Annotated in this window: 25 protein-coding genes; 18 read left to right on the plus strand and 7 right to left on the minus strand. The window is 36.6% G+C overall.

Going from position 1 to position 24,075, the window contains the following annotated elements; genetic code table 11:
* Positions 1-46 precede the first annotated feature (46 nt).
* Together G8Y85_RS06900 and G8Y85_RS06905 are read right to left on the minus strand one after the other, a co-directional pair.
* Positions 47-1,561 (minus strand): sodium:solute symporter family protein, encoded by a 1,515-nt coding sequence (locus G8Y85_RS06900; RefSeq protein ID WP_085622637.1) that lies wholly within the window; start codon positions 1,559-1,561, stop codon positions 47-49.
* A 69-nt stretch (positions 1,562-1,630) separates the two neighbouring features.
* Positions 1,631-2,512, minus strand: coding sequence for an N-acetylneuraminate lyase (locus tag G8Y85_RS06905; protein ID WP_165805614.1), 882 nt, complete (start codon positions 2,510-2,512; stop codon positions 1,631-1,633).
* A 150-nt stretch (positions 2,513-2,662) separates the two neighbouring features.
* Here G8Y85_RS06905 and G8Y85_RS06910 point away from each other — a divergent pair, with 150 nt between their 5' ends.
* The 4 genes from G8Y85_RS06910 (at position 2,663) to G8Y85_RS06925 (ending at position 5,632) form a co-directional block, all read left to right on the plus strand.
* Complete coding sequence (locus G8Y85_RS06910) at positions 2,663-3,328, plus strand: FadR/GntR family transcriptional regulator (protein WP_060551630.1); 666 nt, start codon at positions 2,663-2,665, stop codon at positions 3,326-3,328.
* Positions 3,309-4,169, plus strand: a complete 861-nt coding sequence (locus tag G8Y85_RS06915) for an ROK family protein (RefSeq protein WP_103345603.1) — start codon at positions 3,309-3,311, stop codon at positions 4,167-4,169. The genes G8Y85_RS06910 and G8Y85_RS06915 overlap by 20 nt, the downstream gene beginning before the upstream one ends.
* Positions 4,170-4,290: 121 nt before the next feature.
* Positions 4,291-4,854, plus strand: a complete 564-nt coding sequence (locus G8Y85_RS06920; protein ID WP_262608746.1) for a biotin transporter BioY — start codon at positions 4,291-4,293, stop codon at positions 4,852-4,854.
* Positions 4,855-4,876: 22 nt separating this feature from the next.
* A complete protein-coding gene (locus G8Y85_RS06925) occupies positions 4,877-5,632 on the plus strand; it encodes a GNAT family N-acetyltransferase (RefSeq protein WP_165805615.1) in 756 nt (251 codons plus the stop codon).
* Positions 5,633-5,753: 121 nt separating this feature from the next.
* On the opposite strand, the gene fdhD is transcribed toward G8Y85_RS06925, so the two are convergent.
* Positions 5,754-6,551: a formate dehydrogenase accessory sulfurtransferase FdhD gene (gene fdhD, locus G8Y85_RS06930; protein ID WP_060551627.1), complete on the minus strand. Its 798-nt coding sequence runs from the start codon at positions 6,549-6,551 to the stop codon at positions 5,754-5,756.
* Positions 6,552-6,730: 179 nt separating this feature from the next.
* Between fdhD and modA the strand changes: the two genes are divergently transcribed.
* The 5 genes from modA to G8Y85_RS06955 all read left to right on the plus strand — a co-directional run bounded on the left by modA (position 6,731) and on the right by G8Y85_RS06955 (position 10,565).
* A complete protein-coding gene (gene modA, locus G8Y85_RS06935) occupies positions 6,731-7,483 on the plus strand; it encodes a molybdate ABC transporter substrate-binding protein (protein ID WP_060551626.1) in 753 nt (250 codons plus the stop codon).
* 11 nt (positions 7,484-7,494) lie between these two features.
* Positions 7,495-8,166 (plus strand): molybdate ABC transporter permease subunit, encoded by a 672-nt coding sequence (gene modB / locus G8Y85_RS06940; RefSeq protein WP_060551625.1) that lies wholly within the window; start codon positions 7,495-7,497, stop codon positions 8,164-8,166.
* Positions 8,167-8,781: an ATP-binding cassette domain-containing protein gene (locus tag G8Y85_RS06945; RefSeq protein ID WP_060551624.1), complete on the plus strand. Its 615-nt coding sequence runs from the start codon at positions 8,167-8,169 to the stop codon at positions 8,779-8,781. It begins immediately after the preceding gene.
* A gap of 267 nt (positions 8,782-9,048) precedes the next feature.
* Entirely contained in the window at positions 9,049-10,053 is a 1,005-nt protein-coding gene (locus G8Y85_RS06950) for a ThiF family adenylyltransferase (RefSeq protein WP_060551623.1), read from the plus strand.
* Between the two features lie 11 nt (positions 10,054-10,064).
* Positions 10,065-10,565: a MogA/MoaB family molybdenum cofactor biosynthesis protein gene (locus tag G8Y85_RS06955; protein WP_103345601.1), complete on the plus strand. Its 501-nt coding sequence runs from the start codon at positions 10,065-10,067 to the stop codon at positions 10,563-10,565.
* A 91-nt stretch (positions 10,566-10,656) separates the two neighbouring features.
* Here G8Y85_RS06955 and moaC read toward each other — a convergent pair whose 3' ends face one another.
* Positions 10,657-11,145 (minus strand): cyclic pyranopterin monophosphate synthase MoaC, encoded by a 489-nt coding sequence (gene moaC, locus G8Y85_RS06960; protein ID WP_060551621.1) that lies wholly within the window; start codon positions 11,143-11,145, stop codon positions 10,657-10,659.
* Positions 11,146-11,212: 67 nt separating this feature from the next.
* Here moaC and G8Y85_RS06965 point away from each other — a divergent pair, with 67 nt between their 5' ends.
* The 6 genes from G8Y85_RS06965 to moaA are packed head-to-tail and all read left to right on the plus strand — an operon-like array spanning position 11,213 to position 15,290.
* Complete coding sequence (locus tag G8Y85_RS06965; RefSeq protein WP_103345600.1) at positions 11,213-12,472, plus strand: molybdopterin molybdotransferase MoeA; 1,260 nt, start codon at positions 11,213-11,215, stop codon at positions 12,470-12,472.
* Positions 12,469-12,948 (plus strand): molybdopterin-guanine dinucleotide biosynthesis protein B, encoded by a 480-nt coding sequence (mobB, locus tag G8Y85_RS06970; RefSeq protein WP_107370780.1) that lies wholly within the window; start codon positions 12,469-12,471, stop codon positions 12,946-12,948. The genes G8Y85_RS06965 and mobB overlap by 4 nt, the downstream gene beginning before the upstream one ends.
* 1 nt (position 12,949) lies before the next feature.
* On the plus strand, positions 12,950-13,405 hold the full coding sequence (locus G8Y85_RS06975; RefSeq protein WP_103345598.1) for a molybdenum cofactor biosynthesis protein MoaE: 456 nt from the start codon (positions 12,950-12,952) through the stop codon (positions 13,403-13,405).
* On the plus strand, positions 13,402-13,635 hold the full coding sequence (moaD, locus tag G8Y85_RS06980; RefSeq protein WP_037567072.1) for a molybdopterin converting factor subunit 1: 234 nt from the start codon (positions 13,402-13,404) through the stop codon (positions 13,633-13,635). The genes G8Y85_RS06975 and moaD overlap by 4 nt, the downstream gene beginning before the upstream one ends.
* A gap of 9 nt (positions 13,636-13,644) precedes the next feature.
* Positions 13,645-14,247: a molybdenum cofactor guanylyltransferase MobA gene (mobA, locus tag G8Y85_RS06985; protein ID WP_103345597.1), complete on the plus strand. Its 603-nt coding sequence runs from the start codon at positions 13,645-13,647 to the stop codon at positions 14,245-14,247.
* Positions 14,248-14,267: 20 nt separating this feature from the next.
* The gene (moaA, locus tag G8Y85_RS06990; RefSeq protein WP_107370779.1) at positions 14,268-15,290 is read left to right on the plus strand and encodes a GTP 3',8-cyclase MoaA; all 1,023 of its coding nucleotides are present in this window, start codon (positions 14,268-14,270) and stop codon (positions 15,288-15,290) included.
* A gap of 170 nt (positions 15,291-15,460) precedes the next feature.
* On the opposite strand, the gene G8Y85_RS06995 is transcribed toward moaA, so the two are convergent.
* On the minus strand, positions 15,461-17,302 hold the full coding sequence (locus G8Y85_RS06995) for an endonuclease/exonuclease/phosphatase family protein (RefSeq protein ID WP_107368272.1): 1,842 nt from the start codon (positions 17,300-17,302) through the stop codon (positions 15,461-15,463).
* Between the two features lie 315 nt (positions 17,303-17,617).
* A complete protein-coding gene (locus tag G8Y85_RS07000) occupies positions 17,618-18,067 on the minus strand; it encodes a MarR family winged helix-turn-helix transcriptional regulator (protein WP_103345594.1) in 450 nt (149 codons plus the stop codon).
* 170 nt (positions 18,068-18,237) lie between these two features.
* On the opposite strand from G8Y85_RS07000, the gene G8Y85_RS07005 reads away from it, so the two are divergent.
* Positions 18,238-18,999, plus strand: coding sequence for a VOC family protein (locus tag G8Y85_RS07005; RefSeq protein WP_037567079.1), 762 nt, complete (start codon positions 18,238-18,240; stop codon positions 18,997-18,999).
* Here the strand turns inward: G8Y85_RS07005 and G8Y85_RS07010 are convergent.
* Positions 18,996-19,250: a hypothetical protein gene (locus G8Y85_RS07010; protein ID WP_060551612.1), complete on the minus strand. Its 255-nt coding sequence runs from the start codon at positions 19,248-19,250 to the stop codon at positions 18,996-18,998. The two genes, G8Y85_RS07005 and G8Y85_RS07010, sit on opposite strands and share 4 nt — an antisense overlap.
* A 117-nt stretch (positions 19,251-19,367) precedes the next feature.
* Between G8Y85_RS07010 and G8Y85_RS07015 the strand changes: the two genes are divergently transcribed.
* Together G8Y85_RS07015 and G8Y85_RS07020 are read left to right on the plus strand one after the other, a co-directional pair.
* A complete protein-coding gene (locus G8Y85_RS07015) occupies positions 19,368-20,618 on the plus strand; it encodes a lipid II:glycine glycyltransferase FemX (RefSeq protein WP_103345593.1) in 1,251 nt (416 codons plus the stop codon).
* A gap of 150 nt (positions 20,619-20,768) precedes the next feature.
* Positions 20,769-23,930 (plus strand): efflux RND transporter permease subunit, encoded by a 3,162-nt coding sequence (locus G8Y85_RS07020; protein ID WP_165805616.1) that lies wholly within the window; start codon positions 20,769-20,771, stop codon positions 23,928-23,930.
* Positions 23,931-24,075: the final 145 nt, after the last annotated feature.

The following is a 24,075-nucleotide window of genomic DNA, read 5'->3' on the forward strand; positions in this document are numbered from 1 at the left end:
ATGTAAAGCTTGAAATGTTTTTAACATATACATGGATGATAGTGATTTATTTTCTAATATACGTACTCGTTTTATGTTTTTCATAAATTGTAAGGCCTGTAATATCTTTTTTGGCATGTGGAATGATCAAGCTAGATAGATACGCTGTTCCAAAAGCGATAAAGAACGCAATGATTGATGTATAGAATGGTGATCCAGCTCCACCGACACCTTGGAGGAAGTAACTTACAATAACTGCTACAATGAGACCTACTATCACGCCAATGCCATGGGTACGTTTTGTAAAAATGCCGACAGCAAATATACCAGCGAGCGGTACACCAAATAATCCTGTAATGAGTAGAAATAAATCCCACATGTCACTAGAATTTGAAGCAATTAAATACAGTGAAGCCATTAAGCTTATCAAACCAACCACGATGGTAGTTATTCTCGCAAAACGTACTTCAGCTTTTTCAAGTTGTTTGCCAAAGAAACGTTGCTTAATGTCAATTGACAGACAAGCTGAAATTGAATTTAAGCTTGATGATATTGTCGATTGTGCAGCTGCAAATATCGCAGCAATCAATAATCCGCCTACAAATGGAGGCATTTGTGTCAATATGAAATACGGAACAATTGATGAGGTATTAAAATCTTTAGGTAGTGCTGTTTGATGTTCATAAAATGCATAGAGTGCGGTACCCATTCCAAAAAATATGGGTGCAGAGATTAATGCTAAGATACCATTTGTCCAAATGGATTGAGACGTTTCTTTCATCGATTCTGAAGCCTGATAACGTTGAACAACGTCTTGACTTGCAGTATATTGCTGTAAGTTATTAAATACACTTCCTATAAATATAATCGGAATCGCAGCTGCAGCAGCACTGAGCTTCCAATTATCTGCACTGATCAGTTTTTTATTTTGAATGGCATCGTGTGCAACTGTGGAGAAACCACCATCGACTTGACTGATTGCCATGACAATAATAACAATAGCACCGCCAAGTAATATTACCCCTTGGATAAAATCACTCCAAACCACACCTTCAAATCCACCAAGAAATGTATAAATAATACATAAAATACCTACTAGGCAAGCTACAACGTATGGGTTAATGTCGGAAACAGCAGTGATTGCAAGTGTTGGTAAATAAATCACAATTGCAATACGTCCTAAGTGAAATAGCACAAATAATAATGAACCAATGACACGCACTGCTGGATTGAAACGCGCCTCTAAATATTCATATGCTGAAGTGACATGTAACTTTTTGAAAAATGGAATATAAAAGTATATTAATAACGGGATAATTGCTACTATCGCTATATTTCCAGCGATATAAGACCAGTCTGTGAGAAAAGACTTTTCAGGTGTGGACATAAATGTAATTGCACTTAAAGTTGTTGCGTAAATTGAAAAGCCCACTACCCAAGAGGGCAAGCGACCGCTCGCAGTGAAAAAACTTTCAGTATCTTTTCCAGCACGACGTGTAAAATAGGCGCCAATCATAAGCATGAGCAATAAATATAATATCAATGCAACCCAATTCCAAAAACCAAACCCAATTGTATTCATAATCATAACCCCTCTCTCATTCATGATGAATGCGGTAAATACGCTAAACGTGTTTCAAAGTGCCAAAAGTTATAAGTGATACGTTCGAACGAGTGTTTCTAATTGAGGTCTAAGTGCTTCATTAAAAGGATGAAAAGGTGCTTTAGGATAGCCTGTTTCGATGCCTTTTTCTTTTAAAATGGCTTTTAAAGTTGGATATAATCCCATCTTTAAAACCTGTTCGATAATGTCATTTGACTCACGTTGTAATTGATAAGCTTTTTCTACATTTCCAGATTGTGCTGCTTTAAAAATGGCTTGTGCACGGACACCATTAATGTTATAAGTTGACCCGATTGCACCATCAACGCCTGAAATTGCCGCTTGAACAAGCATTTCATCGAACCCTGAAAATATGAGTTTATCTGGAAAAGCATGACGTAAGCGCTCAAGTAAGAAAAAGTCTGGCGCTGTATATTTCACACCAATAATACGCTCATTTTTAAACAGCGTGTCAAACTGTTCGATTGTAATATTGACGCCTGTTAATCCTGGAATCGCATAAATAATCATGTCATTTTGAGTTGCTTCGATAATTTTAAAGTAATAATCTCGTATTTCTTCAAAAGTAAATGGATAGTAAAACGGTGTAACTGCAGATAATGCATCGTAACCGAGTTCTGTTGCATATTGACCTAATGCAATTGCCTCATTTAAATCTAATGAACCGACTTGGGCAATTAAGCGAACATCATTTTGTGCTTCATCTTTAACAATCCGAAATACGTCCTTCTTTTGCTCTGTATTCATTAAGAAATTTTCACCTGAACTACCATTAACATATAAACCGTCAAGTTGTTGTGTATCTATCGCGTTTCTAACCACCTCACGCAATCCACTGTCGATAATGTTACCTTGTTCATCAAAAGGCACTAATAGTGCAGCGTATAAACCTTTTAAGTCGTCTTTCATTGTTATCCTCCTATAGCTATTGAAATATTGGTCAGACCAATTTATACTTATATTGTAAGCGCTATCATTTACGAGGTCAATATATCATTTTATAGTAATATGACAATGTATGATAAACTTGAATCGTTATGAAAGGGGAAGTGCTTAGAGATGGAAGGCATGAACGGTCGTCAAAGCTTAAAAGAAAAAATGGTAAAAAATATTAAAGACTATATTTTAAAAGAACAACTTAAGGTCGGAGATAAATTACCTACTGAACGTAAATTAGCCGAAGTATATCAAGTGAGTCGCTCGGTGGTTCGAGAGGCCTTAAGTTATTTAGAAAACACCGGCGTGACTGAAAGTGTTCAAGGGAAAGGTACACTTGTAAAGGCACAAGATATTACACCCTTAATAGAAGGGTTTTTATTTAGCTTTCAAGTAAATCGTGGGAATTTAAAAGATTTAATGATGTTGCGATTAACCTTTGAACTTGCTGCAATTGATGTGATCGAACGCGATGAAACGTCTTTAGAGGCCATTGAACGCGTACTTGTAAATGACGCATCTTCGTTTAGTATTGCAGATGATAAAGCATTTCATCAAAGTATATTAGAAGCGGTCAATGTACCATTGTTTAAACAAATGAGCGCTGTTGTTCATGCCTATTTTTATCAAACACCCATTAAATCATCAATGATAGACAATCAATTGAGTATTGATGATCATCAAGCGATTTTTGACGCTTTAAAAGCCAAACAGTTCACAAAAGCAAAAGCATTATTAACTCAACATTTATTGCGAGGTGCTCAATTTTATGACGAAAATTGCATTTGACATTGGGGGAACATTTTTAAAATCTGCCATCGTTGACTCTGAATTTAATTTGAAAGGCTATCAAAAGTTGCCTACGCCAGTAAATGAAAATGACGCGATTTTAAACGAAATATTGCGACGTGTAAAGACATATATGCACACGTTCCATCTTAAAGAGGTACGGATTGGTATTTCGACAGCAGGTGCGGTAAATCAAGCGGAAGGCACAATCGTTTATGCAAACGATAATATTTTAAACTATTCAGGAACGCATTTTAAACAAGCGTTACGTCGATGCGCATCACATGTGAATGTTTATAACGATGTAGACGCCGCTTTGTTAGGCGAATTAAGTTACCGTAAACAATCACTGGCAAGCGTATTTTGTTTAACATTAGGCACAGGAATTGGTGGAAGTTATTTCCAAGAACCAAACGGTTTAATGGTAGGTGCACGACACCGTGCGAATGAAATTGGTAATCTCCTTTATGATTTTGAAACAAAAACAAACTATGAAGACCGTGCATCGACACGCGCGCTGAAAAAACTGATGGTAGCTCAAAACTACGGTCATGATAATGTTATTCAATTGTTTGAAGATGCACACCACTATGAAGCAAGTCAAAAACTTCTGCATACATGGGGACGTGAAGTAGCTCGAGGTATTGCTGAAGTACAAATCATGTACGATCCGGCGCATATCATCATTGGTGGGGGTATTTCTAAACAACAACGTGACTTGCTAAAATACATTGAACCACACGTTCAATCGTTTTTACCTCCTCATTATGGTCATGCTAAAATTGAAACTGCACAACTACACAATGATGCTGCACTAATAGGTGCGGTTTCAAAATTGTAAACACTCTAGAAAAAATGTTTACAATCATGTATAATACGGCAATGGTTATATTTTTATGATGACTATTTAAAGAAAGTCATATGTTTTGTGACATCTTTAATATCTTTAGGGAGGAAGTAAAGTGAATCATACTCGATTACTCGTTTATACTGCCTTAATGACGGCAATAATTGCTGTCATGGGGTTTGTCACGCCTATTCAATTGCCGTTTATACCAGTACCTATTGTACTCCAAAATATTGGTATCTTTTTAGCTGGTATATTATTAGGGCGTAAATATGGGACGTTAAGTGTTATCGTATTTTTATTACTTGTCGCTTGTGGAGCACCATTATTATCAGGTGGACGTGGTGGCATTGGTGTCTTTATGGGCCCGAGCGCAGGTTTTTTATTCATGTATCCAGTTGTCGCATTCTTAATTGGTTGGGTGAGAGACCGTCAATTTGAGAAGCTCAATGTACTTAAAGTATTTTTCATTATTTTCATTATTGGTGTAGTATTATTAGACTTTGTTGGCGCTATCGTGATGGGCTTTATCACACATATACCTGTGTCTAAAGCGCTTTATACCTCGTTAGTGTTTGTACCGGGAGATTTGATCAAAGCGGTGATTGCATCATTTTTTGCAATAGCGCTTCTTAAAAATCCAGTAACTGCACGTGTTTTAAAACAAACACATCTATAAAAACATAAAGGGGATGATAGGGATGCCTATATCGATGGAAACGATTTATACAGATGCTCAAGTTATTGAAAGGTATTCACGGTATACGCGTTTTCTTACACCTCAACATCCTCATAAATTTGATGGGAACAAATGGCGGTATCATATAATGCCGGATACATTAACATTTAAACATGATATGGTCATACAACGGCAGCAACACATGCAAACTTCATCAACACACCTTTATTTTGAATTTCCAGCTGATATGGCATTATCAACAGAAATGCTACGTCTATTAAGAACAGAAGGTTTCGAATTAGGGTGTGTTGAAATGTATGCAATAGATGGAGTTGCTTTAGAAGCACTTTCAGAAGAGACGCTACATTTAGTTAAAGTCAATTCACATCGTATTAATGATTACCTTGAAATCTTCAGTGAATTAAGTACACCTTATGGTACAATTTATGTGAATGAAGCGTGCAATTATATTCGAGAACAGGTTAGCCATGGAGAAGGTGGCTTAGACTATTATGTGGCCTATGAGAATGAAATGCCTGTCGCGATATTAAACTTAATCGAAGGTGAAACTACACTTGAATTAGACGGTTTCGCAGTAAAACCTGAATATCAAAAGCAAGGTTATGGTAAACGTATCCAAGCCGAAATTGGAAAACGTGCAGGCCAACGTTCGGTTATTTTAGTTGCTGATGCTGAAGATACTGTAAAAGATATGTATATTAAACAAGGTTACACATACATGCATTTTCGCTATAGTGCACTATTAGAGCATGCCTAAACTAAAATTTTATAGATTATAAATGGGAGACACCCTCAAAATTCACGAATTTGTGAACTATTTTGAGGGTGTTTTATATGGTGTTCACGTCAATGTTGAATCATGTTTGATGGATGTGTGTTTAACTTTTGGGATGAGTGATGCGATGGGCATGACTATAAATATTAAAATGTTGATTACGCACAAAGCCTATGGCAGTAATATTTAAATCATTAGCAAGTTGAATAGCAAGGGTCGTTGGTGCTGATTTTGAAATAATCATGCCTACGCCAATTTTAGCTGCTTTAATTAAGATTTCTGATGAGATGCGCCCACTAAAAATTAATATTTTATCTCTAACAGAAATTTCATTTTCGATACAGTATCCATACAATTTGTCTAACGCATTATGTCTCCCGATATCTTGACGATGAATATAAAACGCATCTCCATCACTAATGGCGGCATTATGTAATCCACCAGTAGCTTGAAATGTCTCACTTTCGTCTTGAAGACGGTGCATCATTGTTAAAACTTGTTCAGGATGTAACTGAATTTTTGACATCGATGTTTTGGCTATAGCCGCATCATTTTGAAAATAGAACTCGCGACTTTTGCCACAACAAGATGCGACCAATCTTTTATTTGAAAGTTGAATACGGTCATGTACATTATAGGTGAGTTCAACATGTACAAAACCTTTACTCTCATCAATATCTATTTGTTTTAACTCTTGACGTTTTAAAATCACACCTTCAGATGCTAAAAATCCTAAAATGAGCTCATTTAAGTGTGTTGGACTACAAATAACTGTAGCAAACTCTTCACCATTAATCATAATTGTTAATGGGAACTCCGTCACATAATCATCATATGTTTCGTGGAGTTGACCGTGTTCATATCTGATGATTTTTTGGTTGTAATGTATATCTTGATTCACCCCTGTGCCCCCTTTACACATTTGTATTTATTTTACGCTTAAATATAAAAATATTAAACCAATTAGGCCGAATTCACATGTTTTAAGATGTCGAATGATATACGTTTTAACGTGCAATTCAGCATTGTTTCATGGATAATATATACTGATAAGTTTATACGCGGAGAGGATTGTTATAAATGAAAAGGGTTGTATGCTTATGTTTAATCATCAGTCTCGGTGTGCTTTTATCGGGATGTCGTGATCAATCGCAAAATAATCATGAGAAGGCACATTTAACGATTTCTGCTGCTGCAAGTTTAACAGATGTCACGAAAGAGCTCGAAAAAGCGTTTAAAAAAGAACACCCAAATGTTAACATTGATTTCAATTATGGTGGGTCTGGTGCTTTAAGACAACAAATCGAAAAAGGGGCACCGGTTGATGTTTTTATGTCTGCGAATACAAAAGATGTAAAGGTCTTACATCAAAAAGGCAAAATTAAAGATACATATGATTATGCACATAACCAATTAATTTTAATAAAAGGACGCGGAAAAAAGACGCCACCACTAGACCAATTAAAGCGTGATGACCATGTTGCGATGGGTGAAGTGGCCTCTGTTCCCGCAGGAAAATATGCCAAAATGTATTTAGATAAACACGGACTGTGGGATAAAGTCGAGCCACATGTGGTCTATACAAAAGATGTGCGTGAAGTGCTAAACTATGTAGATAAAGGGAATGCGAATTATGGCTTCGTATACCAAACCGATTTATATGCTGGCAATACACAGGATATAAACGTTGAGAAAGTAAAAGTGACACCAATCAATCAACCGATTACTTATGAGATGGGGCGTATTTCTGACCACGATTTAAGTAAAGCATGGGTTACTTTTATGAAATCTAAAGAAGCAAAATCAATTTTAAAGCAATACCATTTTGAATAATAGGTGATATTATGGCTGATTTAACGCCATTATGGATTTCGTTACGCATTGCATGCATCAGTACGATCGTTGTTGTGTTTTTAAGTATAACATTGGCAAAATTGTTATATAATAAGCAAAATATTTGGACCCGTTTAATTGAAAGTTTCATATTTTTACCCATTATTTTACCGCCAACTGTACTCGGTTTCTTATTATTAATTGTTTTTTCAGTAGAGGGCCCCATTGGGCATTTACTTACAGACAATTTAGGGATACAAATTGTGTTTTCTCTTGTAGGCGCTACGATCGCTTCGATAATTGTGAGCTTTCCTCTAATGTATCAACATGCAGTCCAAGGTTTTCGCACTATCGATACCCAAATGTTGAATGCAGCGCGTACAATGGGCGCTTCTGAATCAAAAATATTTTTGAAGTTAATATTACCACTTTCAAAACGCGCACTCATTTCAGGAGCAATGTTAGCCTTTGCACGTGCGATAGGTGAATTTGGTGCAACGTTAATGGTGGCTGGTTATATTCCAGGTCGGACAAATACATTACCTTTAGAAATATACTTTTTGGTACAACAAGGTCGCGAAAGTCAAGCATGGTTATGGGTTGTCGTATTGGTCGCATTTTCAATTACGATTATCGGTACTATGAATTTGTTAAATAAAGATGCATATAAAGAGAGGGATTAGATGTTACGTATTCAACTCAAACATCATATTAATGACCATATGATTCAACTCAATATTGATACGTCTTATCCGCAAATCTACGCTCTTGAAGGGGTATCAGGAGTAGGAAAAACAACATTATTGAATATGATTGCAGGTTTACGTACGCCAGAAGAGGGATGTATTATACTCGGTCAACATACGATTCTTGATACGCAGAACAATGTAAACCTTGCGCCACAACAAAGAAATATCGGGTATTTATTTCAAGATTATCAATTGTTCCCACATATGACGGCGCTTGAAAATATTAATTTTATGCATCCTGATGCCTCTCACGTTCAGACGCTTTGCCAATCACTGAAAATTGATCATTTATTGGATGCATATCCGCATCAATGTTCTGGGGGCGAAAAGCAGCGTATTGCTTTAGCGAGAGCGCTCAGTCAAAAGCCAGACCTTTTGCTCTTAGATGAACCTTTATCAAGTTTGGATGATGAGACTAAAGAAGAAAGTATTGCGCTCATCAAGCAAATATATCATTTGTGGGGCATTCCGATTATCTTTGTAACCCATTCCAAATACGAAGCGGCCCAATTGGCGAATCATGTCATTAAAATCTCTGTGTCAAAATAAAACATCTATATATGACTTCAATTGCCTTCAAAATTCAGAGTATCGAATTTTGAGGGCTTTTATTTTATGTTGGAGCCACTTGTTCTATTTAGCATCATATAGGGATTTTACTCCTTAAAAAGCGTGCTTTTACGGGATGAATTTGTTTTGTTTATCATATACACTAGTATTAAATAGAGAAAACTTGATTATAAAGTCATTTCTTTGAGACCGATTCAACTTAACTTTATAATAGATAACATAGATGATATTAGAAAGGTACATAATATGATGCAAAATCGTTATTCAAGACAAATGTTATTCCAAGAAATTGGAACAGAGGGACAACATAAAATAAATTCGAAGACTGTTTTAATCGTCGGAATGGGTGCGTTAGGTACGCATCTTGCTGAAGGGTTAGTTCGGGCAGGTGTAAAACAACTACGCATCATTGATCGCGATTACATTGAAGCATCTAATTTACAACGTCAAACGTTGTTTACTGAGGAAGACGCGCATCATGCGATACCTAAAGTGGTCGCTGCTGAACGCGTATTAAAAGCGATTCGTTCAGATGTTTTAATTGAAGCAGTCATTGATCATGCAGATGTATACACGTTAAATGCGCTTATTGATGGTGTCGATCTCATTATGGATGCGACAGATAACTTCGAGACTAGAATGGTAATTAATGATGTAGCATTCAAGCATCAAATTCCTTGGATTTATGGCGGCGTCGTTCGTAGTACATATGTAGAGGCCCCATTTATTCCGGGAAAAACACCATGTTTCCAATGCTTAGTGCCTCAAATACCGTCAATGAATTTAACATGTGATACGGTGGGTGTGATTCAACCAGCTGTAACCATGACGACAAGTTTTCAACTTAAAGATGCTTTGAAAATTTTAACTGAAACACCCTTTAAACCTAAGTTGACATATGGTGACATTTGGGAAGGGACACATCACACGTTTGGTTTTAGTAAATTACAACGTGACGACTGTCCCACATGTGGGCAACATCCAACGTACCCATATTTGGAGCAACAACAATCTCATATTGCGTCCCTGTGTGGTCGTGATACAGTTCAGTACCAACACCCTGAATTAGATATCAAGACATTAATTGAATTTCTGGAACAGCGTCATATCGCATATAAAAGTAATGGCTATATGGTGCAATTTGAATTTCAACATCATCGCATGATTGCGTTTCAAAGTGGTCGTCTGTTAATTCACGGCATAAAAGAAACGGATAAGGCGTATACAATCATCAATCAACTATTCGGATAAGGAGACAAACAATGCATACAAATGTGAACATAGGTAGAGATATTTCATGTGCGGTGTTAACCGTTTCAGATACAAGAACGCAAGAGACGGACAAAGGTGGCAAATTAGTAATACAATTGCTCAATGAACTGAACACGCACATTTCGGAAGATTGCTACAAAATTGTAAAAGATGACCAATCTGCAATTCAATCACAAGTAACAACATGGTTAAATGACGGTGTTGAAGTGATTATTACAACTGGTGGCACAGGAATTGCACAACGAGATTGCACCATTGAAGCTGTTAAACCGTTATTACAAAAAGAAATCGAAGGCTTTGGAGAGTTATTTAGATATTTAAGTTATGCAGAAGATGTAGGAAGTAGGGCTTTGTTATCACGTGCTATAGGTGGTTCTGTAGGGTCACAATTGGTGTTTTGCTTACCTGGTTCTACAGGTGCGGTGACATTAGGCATGCGAAAATTAATTATGCCAGAACTCAATCATCTTGTTCACGAATTGAATAAGTAGTACCTATAAGACAATAAGTGGGACGAAAATCGGATGATAGCAGGTAGATTTGACGTCCCAACGCATTTTCTTTATGTCATTATACAGTGTGCTATTGTGAGGATGAACGATTAAAATCGGATTTGCCACCTGTTTTTTCAATAAGGTATGTCTCTCCGATAATCATCCCTTTATCAACGGCTTTACACATATCATAAATGGTTAAAGCTGTAATAGAGGCTGCTGTTAATGCTTCCATTTCTACACCCGTTTTACCAGTAGTAGAAACTGTGCTAGTAATATGAAGTGTAAAGTGTGTGTCCTCCTGACGCCATTCATATTGGATATCTATACCTGTAAGTGGAAGGGGATGACACATAGGAATGATTGTAGCAGTGTTCTTTGCAGCCATAATACCTGCGATTTGAGCTGTATTTAACACATTCCCTTTTTTAGCTGTATTGTTAATGATTTGATTATAAATTGTATCATTGACTTGAATGCTTGAATGCGCAATGGCAGTACGTTTCGTTATATCTTTGTGGGAAACATCCACCATTTTTGCATTGCCTTGTGTATTAATATGCGTAAATTCCGTCATGTTATACCTCCTTATTAAATCAAGGATAGTATAGCATGAAATACAATAAATGTTAGGAGTGTACATTATGACACTTGAAAAAAGACAACCAATTCCTGTTATCGAAGCGATACAGCGTTGTGTAAAAGAACAGATACGTCTACCTAAAACAAGAGTTGATTTATATGAAGCAGATGGATATATCCTCGCTGAAGATATTGTAGCCACATACGACATTCCGAGGTTTAATAAATCACCCTATGATGGCTTTGCGATAAGAAGTCAAGATACTGTTGGTGCAAGTGGCACAAATCGTATTGCTTTTAAAGTGATTGATCATATCGGTGCAGGATCAATCTCTGAAGCAACATTAGGTGAAGGAGAAGCTGTGCGCATTATGACTGGTGCTGAAATGCCACAAGGTGCAGATGCGGTTGTGATGCTAGAACAAACGGTACAAACTGATGAAGGCTTTACGTTACGGAAACCTTTTACACCCCATGAGAATGTTGCTTTAAAAGGTGAAGAAACGACGACAGGTGATATTGTACTGAAACAAGGACAACGTATTAATGCAGGGGGCATAGCTGTTTTAGCAACTTTTGGATACCGACATGTACCCGTATTTACGAAACCCTCGGTTGCCATCATTGCGACAGGCAGTGAATTGTTAGATGTGGAAGATGAACTTGAACCTGGTAAAATACGTAATTCTAATGGTCCTATGATACATGCATTATTAAGAGCAGAAAATATCTCGTCATATGTCTATAAAATTCAACAAGATGATTTTGAAAGTAGCTTAGATGCGGTGCGTCAAGCGGTGCAAAAACATGACATTGTGATTACTACTGGTGGTGTATCCGTCGGTGATTTTGACTATCTTCCAGATATTTATCGTGCGCTAAATGCGACCGTACTCTTTAATAAAGTTGCAATGCGTCCTGGTAGTGTGACGACGGTAGCGGTGACGGAAGACACGTATTTATTTGGACTTTCAGGTAATCCCTCGGCATGTTATACAGGTTTTGAGCTGTTTGTGAAACCTTCAATATATCGGATGATGGGTGCGACGCATTACTACCCAGCAATGGTAAATGCTACATTAATGGAAGATTTTAAAAAACCTAATCCATTTACGCGTTTTGTACGTGCAACGGCAACATTAAATGGAAAAGAAGCGACTGTGAAGCCATCAGGATTTAATAAATCAGGTGCTGTTGTAGCTATTGCGCATAGCAATGCGATAATGGTATTGCCAAGCGGTACACGCGGATATACAACAGGACAACGTGTAGAGGCCTTGTTAACAGCAACGGATTATTATCAGCAGGATTTATACGTATGATATTACAAGTTGTAGGCTATAAAAACAGTGGGAAAACCACACTTGTCGCACATGCCGTACGTTTTTTCAAAGCACAAGGTTACCCCGTAGTTACGATTAAACACCATGGTCATGAAGCTGAGGAAATTACATTACCCACTAACAACGTCGATCATATGAAACATTTTATGGCGGGTGCAGATCAAAGTATTGTACAAGGTCATGATTTTATTGAGACAATACAAAAAAATGAGGGAATCGCCTTAGAGACTTTAATAAAAGACTGTGTTACGATAAAAAACAGTATCATTTTAATTGAAGGTTATAAGCACGCGCCTTATGATAAAATCATTTTATATCGTAATGAAGCTGAGTTACATGCATTGACACAATTATCAAACGTTAAATATCGTATTCAACGATCAGAGACTGACATCGATTATAGTCATGTTGATGCAGTGTTACAAACGTGGTTATCAGAAGCAAAGGATGATTAACTTGAAACAATTCGAAGTGACATCAGAATCCCTCCATCCTGAACAGTATCGGGAATGGACGTTAAATGAAAATCAAGGTGCAGTTGTTGTGTTTACAGGTCATGTTCGTGAATGGACTAAAGGCATTCGTACAGAGCACCTTGAATACGAAGCCTACGTACCGATGGCAGAGAAAAAACTAGCGCAAATTGGTGATGAAATTCAAGAACGATGGCCTGGAACGATTACAGCCATTGCACACCGTATTGGCGCATTAAATATAAAAGATATCGCTGTTGTAATTAGCGTATCTTCGCCACACCGAAAAGATGCCTATCGCGCAAATGAGTATGCGATTGAACGCATTAAAGAAGTTGTTCCGATATGGAAGAAAGAAATATGGGAAGATGGTGCTGAGTGGCAAGGGCATCAGCGAGGCTATCATGATGACGCAATCAACCAAGGAGGCCAATCGTGAAAATATTATATTTTGCTGAAATTAAAGAATTGCTAGACCGTTCAGAAGATCATTTTCATTTTGATTATGAAGTAACGGTTGAAGCATTAAAATCTCACTTATATCAAACGTATCCTGTAATTCAAGGGAAGAAATTTCAAGTTGCTGTGAACGAAGAATTCGTTCAAGCAGATGAAGTGATTAAGCCGAATGATGTGGTGGCATTGATACCACCAGTAAGTGGAGGTTAAGCTATTCCAATGAAAGCCATTATTTTAGCTGGAGGCGAATCCACGCGCTTCGGTACACCTAAAGCATTTGCAAAAATAGACAATCAAACATTTATTGAAAAAATATACCACACACTCGTGTCGACCAATATGTTTAATGAAATTATTATTAGTTCAAATGACACGTTAGCACCGCAATTTGACACGTTTACGGTTATTACAGATGTACCGCAACACAAAAGTAAAGGGCCGCTAAGTGGTTTATATTCAGTCATGTCTCAAACAGATGAAGATTTATATTTTGTGGTGTCCGTCGATACACCGATGATTACGGATAAAGCCATTAGCCTATTGTACCAATTTTTAATTTCTAATTTGATTGAATCTCAATTAGTGGTTGCAGGATTCAAAGCCGATGGCCATCCAATACCAACGATCGCGTTTTATCATAAGGCCATATTGCCTGAAATAGAAGCGGCGTTACATGGGGAAGATTTTAGTATGCGTCGTGTATATCAAGCTGTTTCTACAGATTGGTTAGATGTGACGAAAGTTCAGGCACCATCGTATTGGTATCGGAATATTAATTATCAAGAAGACCTTTTAGCATTAAAAACAGAAATCAATCGATAAACGAGAGGGGAGGCGCAATAATGACCGATCAAATTTTAGATAAATTAGGACGTCCTATCCGTGATTTGCGCATTTCCGTAACAGATCGATGTAATTTCAGATGTGATTATTGTATGCCTAAAGAAATTTTTGGGGATGACTATGTATTTTTACCTAAAGATCAACTTTTAACATTTGAAGAAATTGCGCGAATTACGCAAATTTATGCCGACCTAGGTGTTAAAAAAGTACGCATTACGGGTGGGGAACCTTTATTACGTCGTGATTTAGATCATTTGATTCGATTATTGACGCGCATTGATGGTATTGAAGACATTGGATTGACGACAAATGGCTTATTATTAAAAAAACATGGTCAAAAATTGTATGATGCTGGTCTAAGAAGGATCAATGTGAGTTTAGATGCAATTGATGATGCTATTTTTCAATCAATCAATAATCGTAATATTAAAGCACGTACCGTTTTAGAACAAATTGATTATGCTGTTTCTATAGGATTTCAAGTCAAGGTGAATGTGGTCGTTCAAAAAGGGGTTAATGACGACCAAATCATCCCAATGTTAGACTATTTTAAAGATAAACGCGTTACAATACGTTTCATCGAATTTATGGATGTAGGTAATGATAATGGATGGGACTTTTCTAAAGTAATTACAAAAGACGAGATGTTAAAAATGATAGAAACGCATTTTGATATTGAACCAGTTCAACCTAAATATTATGGTGAGGTGGCGAAATATTATAGACATAAAGGTGCGACATCTCAATTTGGTTTGATTACAAGTGTATCAGATTCATTTTGTTCGACTTGTACGAGAGCGAGACTGTCATCAGATGGAAAATTTTACGGTTGCCTCTTTAGTTCGGTTGAAGGTTATGATATTCGAAAACTGTTACGTAGTGGTCTTGATGACGATGAAATTGAAGCTAAAGTGAAACAGCTTTGGCACTTGCGCGACGACCGTTACTCAGATGAACGAACAGCGCAAACAGTAGAAAATCGACGGAAGAAAAAAATCAATATGAATTATATTGGTGGTTAATCACTATAATACAAAAGAGCAATGAGTACACTTTATTTCCAATGTGTTCATTGCTCTTTTTTAATGATAATTTGTGAGGCATAAGTGCATTGATATGAATAAAGGTAAGCTCCTAAATAATGCGGCAATCATGCCTTGATAGAACGATACCTTGGATAGACTTAATCATCTTAGCGTTTATTTTTGGAAAAATCAATTTGTGCTAACAATGGATCGTGATCACTGGCACGACCTGACATATCAGTAAAATCACTGTTGACATGTATCATGTCTAATTTAGAACGTGATTTTAAATGCTTAGATACAAAAACATGGTCTAGCGTCTGCGCATTTCCTTGGTAATTATAAGAATAACGTGATGTTGAGGGTACGCTGTTCACGAGATTCACCATTTGATATTGTTCGAATGTTTTAAGCGCTTGCGACCATTGGAAATCGTTATAGTCTCCTACAGAGATGATGTTGGCTTTCGGATTTTGAGATTGGACGTGTTGTACAAATTCTCCTACAGCTTTAGCCATTTGCACACGTTGTATTTCGCTACGACGCTCAGCAGGTTGTTTTTTACCAAATAATGGATCATCTCCATTTTTAGAATTCCAATGATTTACAATTGCAATAATTTGTTTACCTTTAAATGTAAATTCAGCTGCAAGTGGTTTTCTAGAATTATTAAATGCCGGATTCGATGGTGCTATGCGACCAGGATTATGTGATAAATGTCCGTCTCTATAGCTCACGCTCGTTTTGGCATCTCCAGGCTTAATATTCTTGTTGAAAGAGACGCGATCGGGACGATAAAGAAAACCGACACGTATGTTTGCATTAGGTTGACCTCCGTCTTGGTTCATTTCTGGATCTATACTTTTAAAAGCATACGTTGGACCACCATCTGCTTTAATGGCATCAATTAAGCGTTGGTAGGATTCATTTGCTTCAGGACCTCCAACACCAGGACCGTCATTATCTTGTACTTCGGTTACCCCAACAATATCGGGATTTTTCATATGACTGACAATACCATGCGCTAACTTTTGTGCTTTATCATCCGTCGTTGAGTTGGGATTGTTAGAAAAGTTTTCAAGATTATAAGATGCCATCGTCAATTTATCTTTTGAAGGCGTTAATGATGTGCCTTGTGGCTGTGCGGGACCTTTGACATGCGCTTTTTTCATAGTATCATAATCAATATTAATCTTGTAATTTTGATAGCCATAGTTGACATATCCAATCAATGGTCCTTTGAATTGATCACCTGTTGACACATCAAAGTTACGTGTTTGTTGTAAAGGGCCATGTACTTTAAAAGGAATGCGTTGCCCATTGGCACTACGTTCTTTTAATAAGATGCCATCATGGATGGTTTCTTTACGTACATTATCATTTACAGTAAAAATATCTCCATGCTCTTGCGGTCCGACGCTGCGAACATTATCTACTTGAACGCGCATACCTTCTAGTGATTCCCAATAGTCTAATGCATATTTTTTCGGATTAAAGCGTCCATCTGTAGAAGCTATTTTAGATGGTACTCGTTTAATTTTTATAGGTTTTGGTAAAGGTTGGTTGTTACGAATCACTTTGATTTTACCTTGTTTACTATATCTTGCATCGATTTCAGTTAAAGGTTGGTCCGTTTTTTGTTTTTCTTTATAACCTTCAATGGGATATTCAGATACAAGGCCCGAGACTTCAACAGCATCTCCAACTTTGACACGAGGTTTTTCTTTACCCGCAAAAACTATAATACCTTCAGACGTGTTTGGGTTATTGTCCGCTAAATGGTCAGGCGTTTGTAAATGAAAGTAATGCTGTCCGTTAAGCGTATATTGAAATGTGACAATTCCTTCAACGCCATCTACATGCTGATTTGCATATTTTGATACATATGTATCGCCTTGGATATCGTGAATTTGAAGTTTCGTTGATGTGTGCGCATCAATAGGTGTTAAAGCGATTGTAGAACTTATTAAACCAATAGAAAGACAGGAAACAAATAATTTCTTCACCAAATAACACTCCTAACAATTTATTAATTTATTTAAGTATATCAGTATCAATATTTATTTAGATTAAAAACATGTAAAAAAAGGGTAAAATCATTTTAAAATTAGGGTTTTAAGCACAGGGTTCTTGAGCGTCGCTTATCATAAATACAATGGTTTATTCACATAATAAGACGACATAACGGGTATTGATGTAGAAATCAAATACTCGTTGCGCATAATAGCGTGTGCGATAGATATAATGTATCGCGCCATAGATTGTCGTTAGCACGCTATATTGAGTACTGTACGCAAGCCACATTAGGCTTTCAAGCATGCATATTAAAATGATGTATGTTGTGTTTTGATATGAGAAATCATTGAATCGTATAGTTGATCGAGTATCTCAACTGTCCGACAATATTCTTCTTCTGAAATATTTAACGCTTCAAGGTGTTGTTGTTGTAGCGTCGCGATTTTAGAGGTCATGTGTTCATAAACGTCCTGTCCTTTAGGTGAGAGTTGAAGTAATTTTTCTCTACGATCTTCCCCAGTTCGTGCAACAATCCATTCACGTGCTTCAAGTGCTTTTAAAATTTTACGTGTGGTTGGTTTTTCAATGGACCGACGTTTTGAGATTTGTACAAGTGTTGTATCAACGTTGACTGCGATATCTTTAAGAATCAACCATTGCGCAGGATGTAAGTCATAGTCGGTCATTATAGGTTGAACCATTTTTATATAAGGACGGTAAAGTTTAGTGAAACTGTCAAAAAGTAATGAAGGTTTCATAGATAACTTCCTTTCAGTATTAACGTTAATCGTATTATATCATGCATATTGGAAAGCGCTTTTGATACTAATTAAGATTTAAGGTAATGGTAAATGAGGGTATACGTAAGAGCTATTATGGTAAAACTTTGATAAAATAGAAAGTAAGACGTAATTGAGGAGGAGCACATATGGTCGATATCGAACTGGATCATATTATTCATTATGTAAAAGGGCTCAATCATTTTGAATTTCCGGGAGAATTTCTAAAAATTCACAAAGGCGGGCAACATGAAAAGTTAGGGACATTTAACCGTTTAGTCCAAATCGACCTATCGTACATAGAACTGATAGATGTTTTTGATAAAGGTAAAATAAAGCATCAATCTAAAACACAAGAGGGAAAATTGTCTTTTGCAACTGCTGTTATGAAGAATGGTTACAAACAAGGGTTTAAAAAAATTTGTTTTCGTACAAAAGATATTCACCTATTAAAAACACAGTTTCAAGAACGTGGGTTGCAAACGGTTGGTCCTGTAAAAATGACGCGATATAATAAAAAAGGCCATCTTATAGAATGGCAATTACTCTATGTTAACGACCATGCGTATGATATGATGATGCCCTTTTTCATTCAATGGAACCAAGATGATGAAAGTCGCTACGAAGACTTAAAAGATGTATTTCAATCTCATTTGAACATTGATATGGTAGAGTTTAAAACGCACCAACGTCAAACAATGGTTTATAATTGGAAACGGTGGTTTGATATGGAAACCATTGAAGAAACTGATAAACATACGGTTTTATACAGTCCAGCTAAAAAAGTAAAATTTAAAATTACTGAAGGCCGGCAAGATGTGATAGATACGGTATATATCACAGATACAACGATAGAGGCACCTGTTTTAATACGCACGCATGGCGCAAATTATCAATTTATTCCAAATTAAGCGTAGATGACAAGATAAATCGTTCGAATTAACCAACCTATATGAATCAATGCTAAAATGAGTGCGATGCATGCTATATATAATTGCCACTTCGATTCATGCAATAAAATAAAGAAAATAGCTAATACAGTCGTTAAAGCTACTAGCATAATACGCAAACTCAAGAAATCTATTTTAATCATATAAATCATTGAAATCATGAATACAATAAGTTGAATGAGTGTTAAAATAATTAAAACAATATTTCTCATGTGAAGGCCTCCATTTTCAATTTAAGTATAGCATATCCTTTTATGAATATAAGAAATGGATATACCGCTTAGGTTAAAATAAATATGGGCAAAGCAGATTTAAAGGAGTCAGTAGATATGAAATTAATCAATATCACGGATCAAGAACATGATGCATTTGTGAAAAATCATCCAAATGGTGATTTGCTTCAACTCACAAAGTGGGGTGAAACAAAAAAATTAACAGGATGGTATGCAAAACGCATCGCAGTAGGTGAAAATGGAGATATCAAAGGCGTCGCTCAACTTCTTTTCAAAAAAATACCACGTACACCTTTCACACTATGTTACGCTTCTCGCGGTTTTGTCGTGGATTATTCAGAAACATTAGCTGTGAAAACATTGTTAGCTGAAGCCATCAAACTCGCTAAAGCTGAAAAGGCATATACAATTAAAATTGATCCAGATGTAGAGGTAGACGAGGGACATTCAGTTGTAAACAGTCTTAAGTCTTTAGGGTTTAAGCATAAAGGTTTTAAAGATGGTCTTTCTAAAGATTATATACAGCCACGTATGACTATGATTACACCATTAGATCAAACGGACGATGCTTTAATTAAAAGCTTTGACAACCGTAATCGTTCTAAAGTGCGCTTAGCTTTAAAACGTGGAACAAAAGTAGAACGTAAGGGCCGTGAAGATTTAAAGATTTTTGCGGATTTGATGAAAGAAACGGGTGCACGTGATGGCTTTTTAACGCGAGATGTCTCTTACTTTGAAACAATTTACGATGCGTTACATGAAGATGGTGATGCAGAATTGTTTTTAGTAAAACTTGAACCGAAACCTGTTTTAGAAGAACTACGTGCAGAACGTCAAGAACAAGATAAAGAAGAAGCAAGATTGAAAGCCAAAAAACAAGATAAAAAAACATTGAATAAAATCAATGATTTGAAAAATAAACAACAAAAAACGGATAGTTTAATTCAGGATTTAGAAAATCTGGAGCGAACACATCCTGAAGGGCGATATTTATCTGGTGCCCTTTTAATGTTCTGTGGTCATAAATCTTATTACTTATATGGCGCGTCATCTAATGATCATCGTGATTTCTTACCAAATCATCATATGCAATTTAAGATGATGCAATATGCGCGTGAAAAAGGTGCTAAAACATATGATTTTGGCGGAACAGATAATAATCCAGATAAAGATTCAAGTCATTATGGCTTATGGACGTTTAAAAAAGCTTGGGGTACTTATTTAAGCGAAAAAATAGGTGAATTCGATTTTGTGTTAAACCCGATTGTATATAAAGCAGTAGAACAGTTTAAACCGCAATTAACACAATTAAAAATCAAAATCATACGTAAGTTGAAAAATTCATAAGTAGATAGATAAAGCGATGAAGTGACCTCAAATGAAACATACTTCATCGTTTTTTATATATAGTGTTGTGATTCAGTGCACATAAATCATCACGTTTTGAGTATATAGATAGGTAAATAAAGCATTTAGAGGAATAAAGGGGCGATGTAAGTGATTAAAAAGTTGATAGATTTTTCACTATCAAATCAATTTGCAATTATGTTAATGGTATTGCTCGTTATTTTGGGCGGGGTGTATTCTAGTTTCAAAATGAAATTAGAATTGTTGCCAGATACTGAACCACCTATGATGACAATTACAACCACAATGCCAGGTGCTACACCTGAGACGGTGATGAAAGAAGTCAGTAATCCTATAGATGAAGAAATTAGGGGAATGGCGGATGTAACAAGTGTAAAAACAGAATCTTTATCTAACGCATCGTTGATCACTGTCAAATTTGATGATCAAACTGATTTAGATAAAGCTGAGCAAGAATTACAAAAAACGCTTCAAAAAATGTCTTTCCCTGATGGTGTGAAAGACCCTGAGATTAAGCGGAATTCAATGTATGCATTTCCTGTTGTCGCGTATTCATTTATAAATCAACATAATGATGTAAAAGCAACGACAAAGGCTGTAGAGGATGAGTTGATTCCTAAATTACAAGAAATTAAAGGTGTGCAACGAGCGACGGTAAATGGTCAGACATCACGTCAAGCTACAATAACGTTTAATGATCAAAAACTCCAAGAAGTCGGATTAAACCAGCAACAAGTTTCCGACTATATTAAAAATGCTTCGAAAGAAACGCCTTTAGGATTATTTCAATTTGGCAATACTGAAAAATCAGTAGTCATAGATGGTCAATTTACATCAATGGATGCGCTTGAAAATCTAGAAATACCATTGGCAATTGCATCGCAACCGCCTTCATCTATGGGGCAATCTGATAATAAAAATCAAGGGCAAAGCGAGAATGGGACAAATTCCCCTCCTATGGTTGCATCCCAAGGCGGGAACAATTCATCACCACAGGAAACGGTACCATTAAAATCACTTGCAACTATAAAACTTCAAGATGAACGCAAATCTATATCAAAAACAAATGGAAAAGATGCTGTGGACGTCCAAATTGTTAAAGCTCAAGATGCCAATACAGTAGCTGTAGCGAATGAAGTGGATCAAACGATTAAAGACTTTGTTAAAACACAGGACAACCTTAAAACAGTCAAGGTCATGGATACTGCAAAGCCAATTAAAGATGCGCTATCGACGATGATTGAAAAAGCATTGTTAGGTGCCATCGTTGCAATTATAGTGATATTGCTATTTTTAAGAAATATCAAGATGACTGCCATCTCTGTCGTATCGATTCCATTGTCTATTCTGATTGCAATGGTTGCATTAAAGCTTACGGATGTTTCATTAAATATCTTAACATTAGGTGCTTTAACTGTGGCAGTCGGCCGAGTGATTGATGATGCAATTGTTGTCATTGAGAATATCTATAGACGATTAGCGAAAAAGGATGAAAAGCTCACAGGTGACCCATTAATCATTCAAGCGACGAAAGAAGTATTTATCCCGATTATGTCATCAACGATAGTGACCATCGTGGTCTTTTTACCTCTCGCCTTTGTAACAGGTTCAGTAGGTGAAATGTTTAGACCATTTGCGTATGCGGTAACATTCAGTTTACTCGCGTCATTACTTGTATCTATCACAATCGTACCTGTGCTAGGATCAGTATTTTTTAAAAATGGTTTAAGAAAGCAACCGAAACATCATCTTGGAAAGTTAGGACAGGGATATCGTCGTGTTTTATCATGGAGCCTGAATCATAAGTGGATTGTTATTATTTTAAGTACTCTGCTATTAATCGGTAGTGTGGTGCTCGGTAGTATGAAAATCGGTACGAGCTTTATTTCTACTGGTGAAGATAAATTTATGGCATTAACCTATAAGCCAAAACCAGGTGAAACCAAAGACGATGTATTAAAAAATGCTGAACAAGTTCAAAAGTATTTGAATCATAAAACACATGTGAGAAATGTACAGTACTCAGTGGGTGGCCCTTCTCCGGCTGACCCTACAGGAAGTACGAACAGTACCGCATTAATGGTCGAATATGATAGTGATACACCGAATTTCAAAACAGAACCAGAGCGAGTATTAAAACATATTGCCTCATATCATCATGCAGGAGATTGGCAAAATCTTGATATGAGTACAGGAACAGGCTCCAATCAGCTCGAAGTTCAGGTTACAGGCCCATCTACAGAAGCGATAAAAGGTACTGTAAAAAAGGTTGAGCAACGCATGGCTCAAGTGAAAGGTTTAACAAATGTGAAATCAGATTTAACCGAAACTTATGCGCAATATGAAGTGAAGATAGATCAACAACGTGCAAGCGAAAATGGTATCACAGCAGGACAGCTTGCACTATTACTGAATCAAAATATACCAGATATGACCATTTCAAAAATTAAAGCTGACCGTCAAACATATGATGTGGTTGTTAAGCAAAACAAAGAGACGCAATGGACGCAGAAAAAACTCGAAAATACACCGATACCGTCACCTCAGAATCCAAATCTTAAATTGAGTGACATTGCGCAATTACACCAAACGACGACGCCAAATGCACTTGTGAAAGAAAAAGGGGATTACACGAGTACGATTACTGCGAATTTTTCTGGTAAAGATGTCGGAACGATAACAAAAGAAGTCTCTCAAAAACTTTCAAAAATGGACACACCGCACAATGTTAAAACTCAAGTTGGTGGCACCAATGATGATATCACTGAAGCATTTTCTCAATTGTTACTTGCGATGGGTGCAGCAATCATTATTGTTTATTTAGTATTAGTGCTAACGTTTAAAGGTGGACTTGCGCCGTTTACAATTTTATTTTCATTACCATATACCGTTATTGGTGTGGTGATTGCGTTAATAGCGACAGGAGAAACCCTTTCGGTGCCTAGTATGATTGGTTTACTGATGTTAATCGGGATCGTTGTCACAAATGCAATTGTATTGATTGATCGTGTCATCAATAATGAAAAGTCAGGCATGCCAATGCAAGCAGCATTAATAGAAGCGGGTGGAACGCGTATTAGACCTATATTAATGACTGCAATTGCAACGATTGGCGCATTAGTGCCGTTACTTTTTGGACAAAATAGCTCAGTATTAATTTCTAAAGGGTTAGCTGCCACAGTCATTGGAGGACTATTATCTTCAACATTATTAACGTTAATCGTAGTCCCAGTGATATACGTAATCTTGTTTACTTTAAAAAATAAATTTACGCGTAAAAAGGCAAATTGACGAATTCTTATGATTTTGGTAGGCTATTAGAAATACGTTGACTACTATATTGTAGTATTGCCATATAGTCTATCACTTGTTTCAGCCTAAATTATGCGTTAACCATAAAAGGGAAGCGTGCATCCTTAAGAGGTCATGTTCTTCC

The organism is Staphylococcus sp. 11007852, from assembly GCF_011394325.1.
GTDB lineage: Bacteria > Bacillota > Bacilli > Staphylococcales > Staphylococcaceae > Staphylococcus > Staphylococcus agnetis.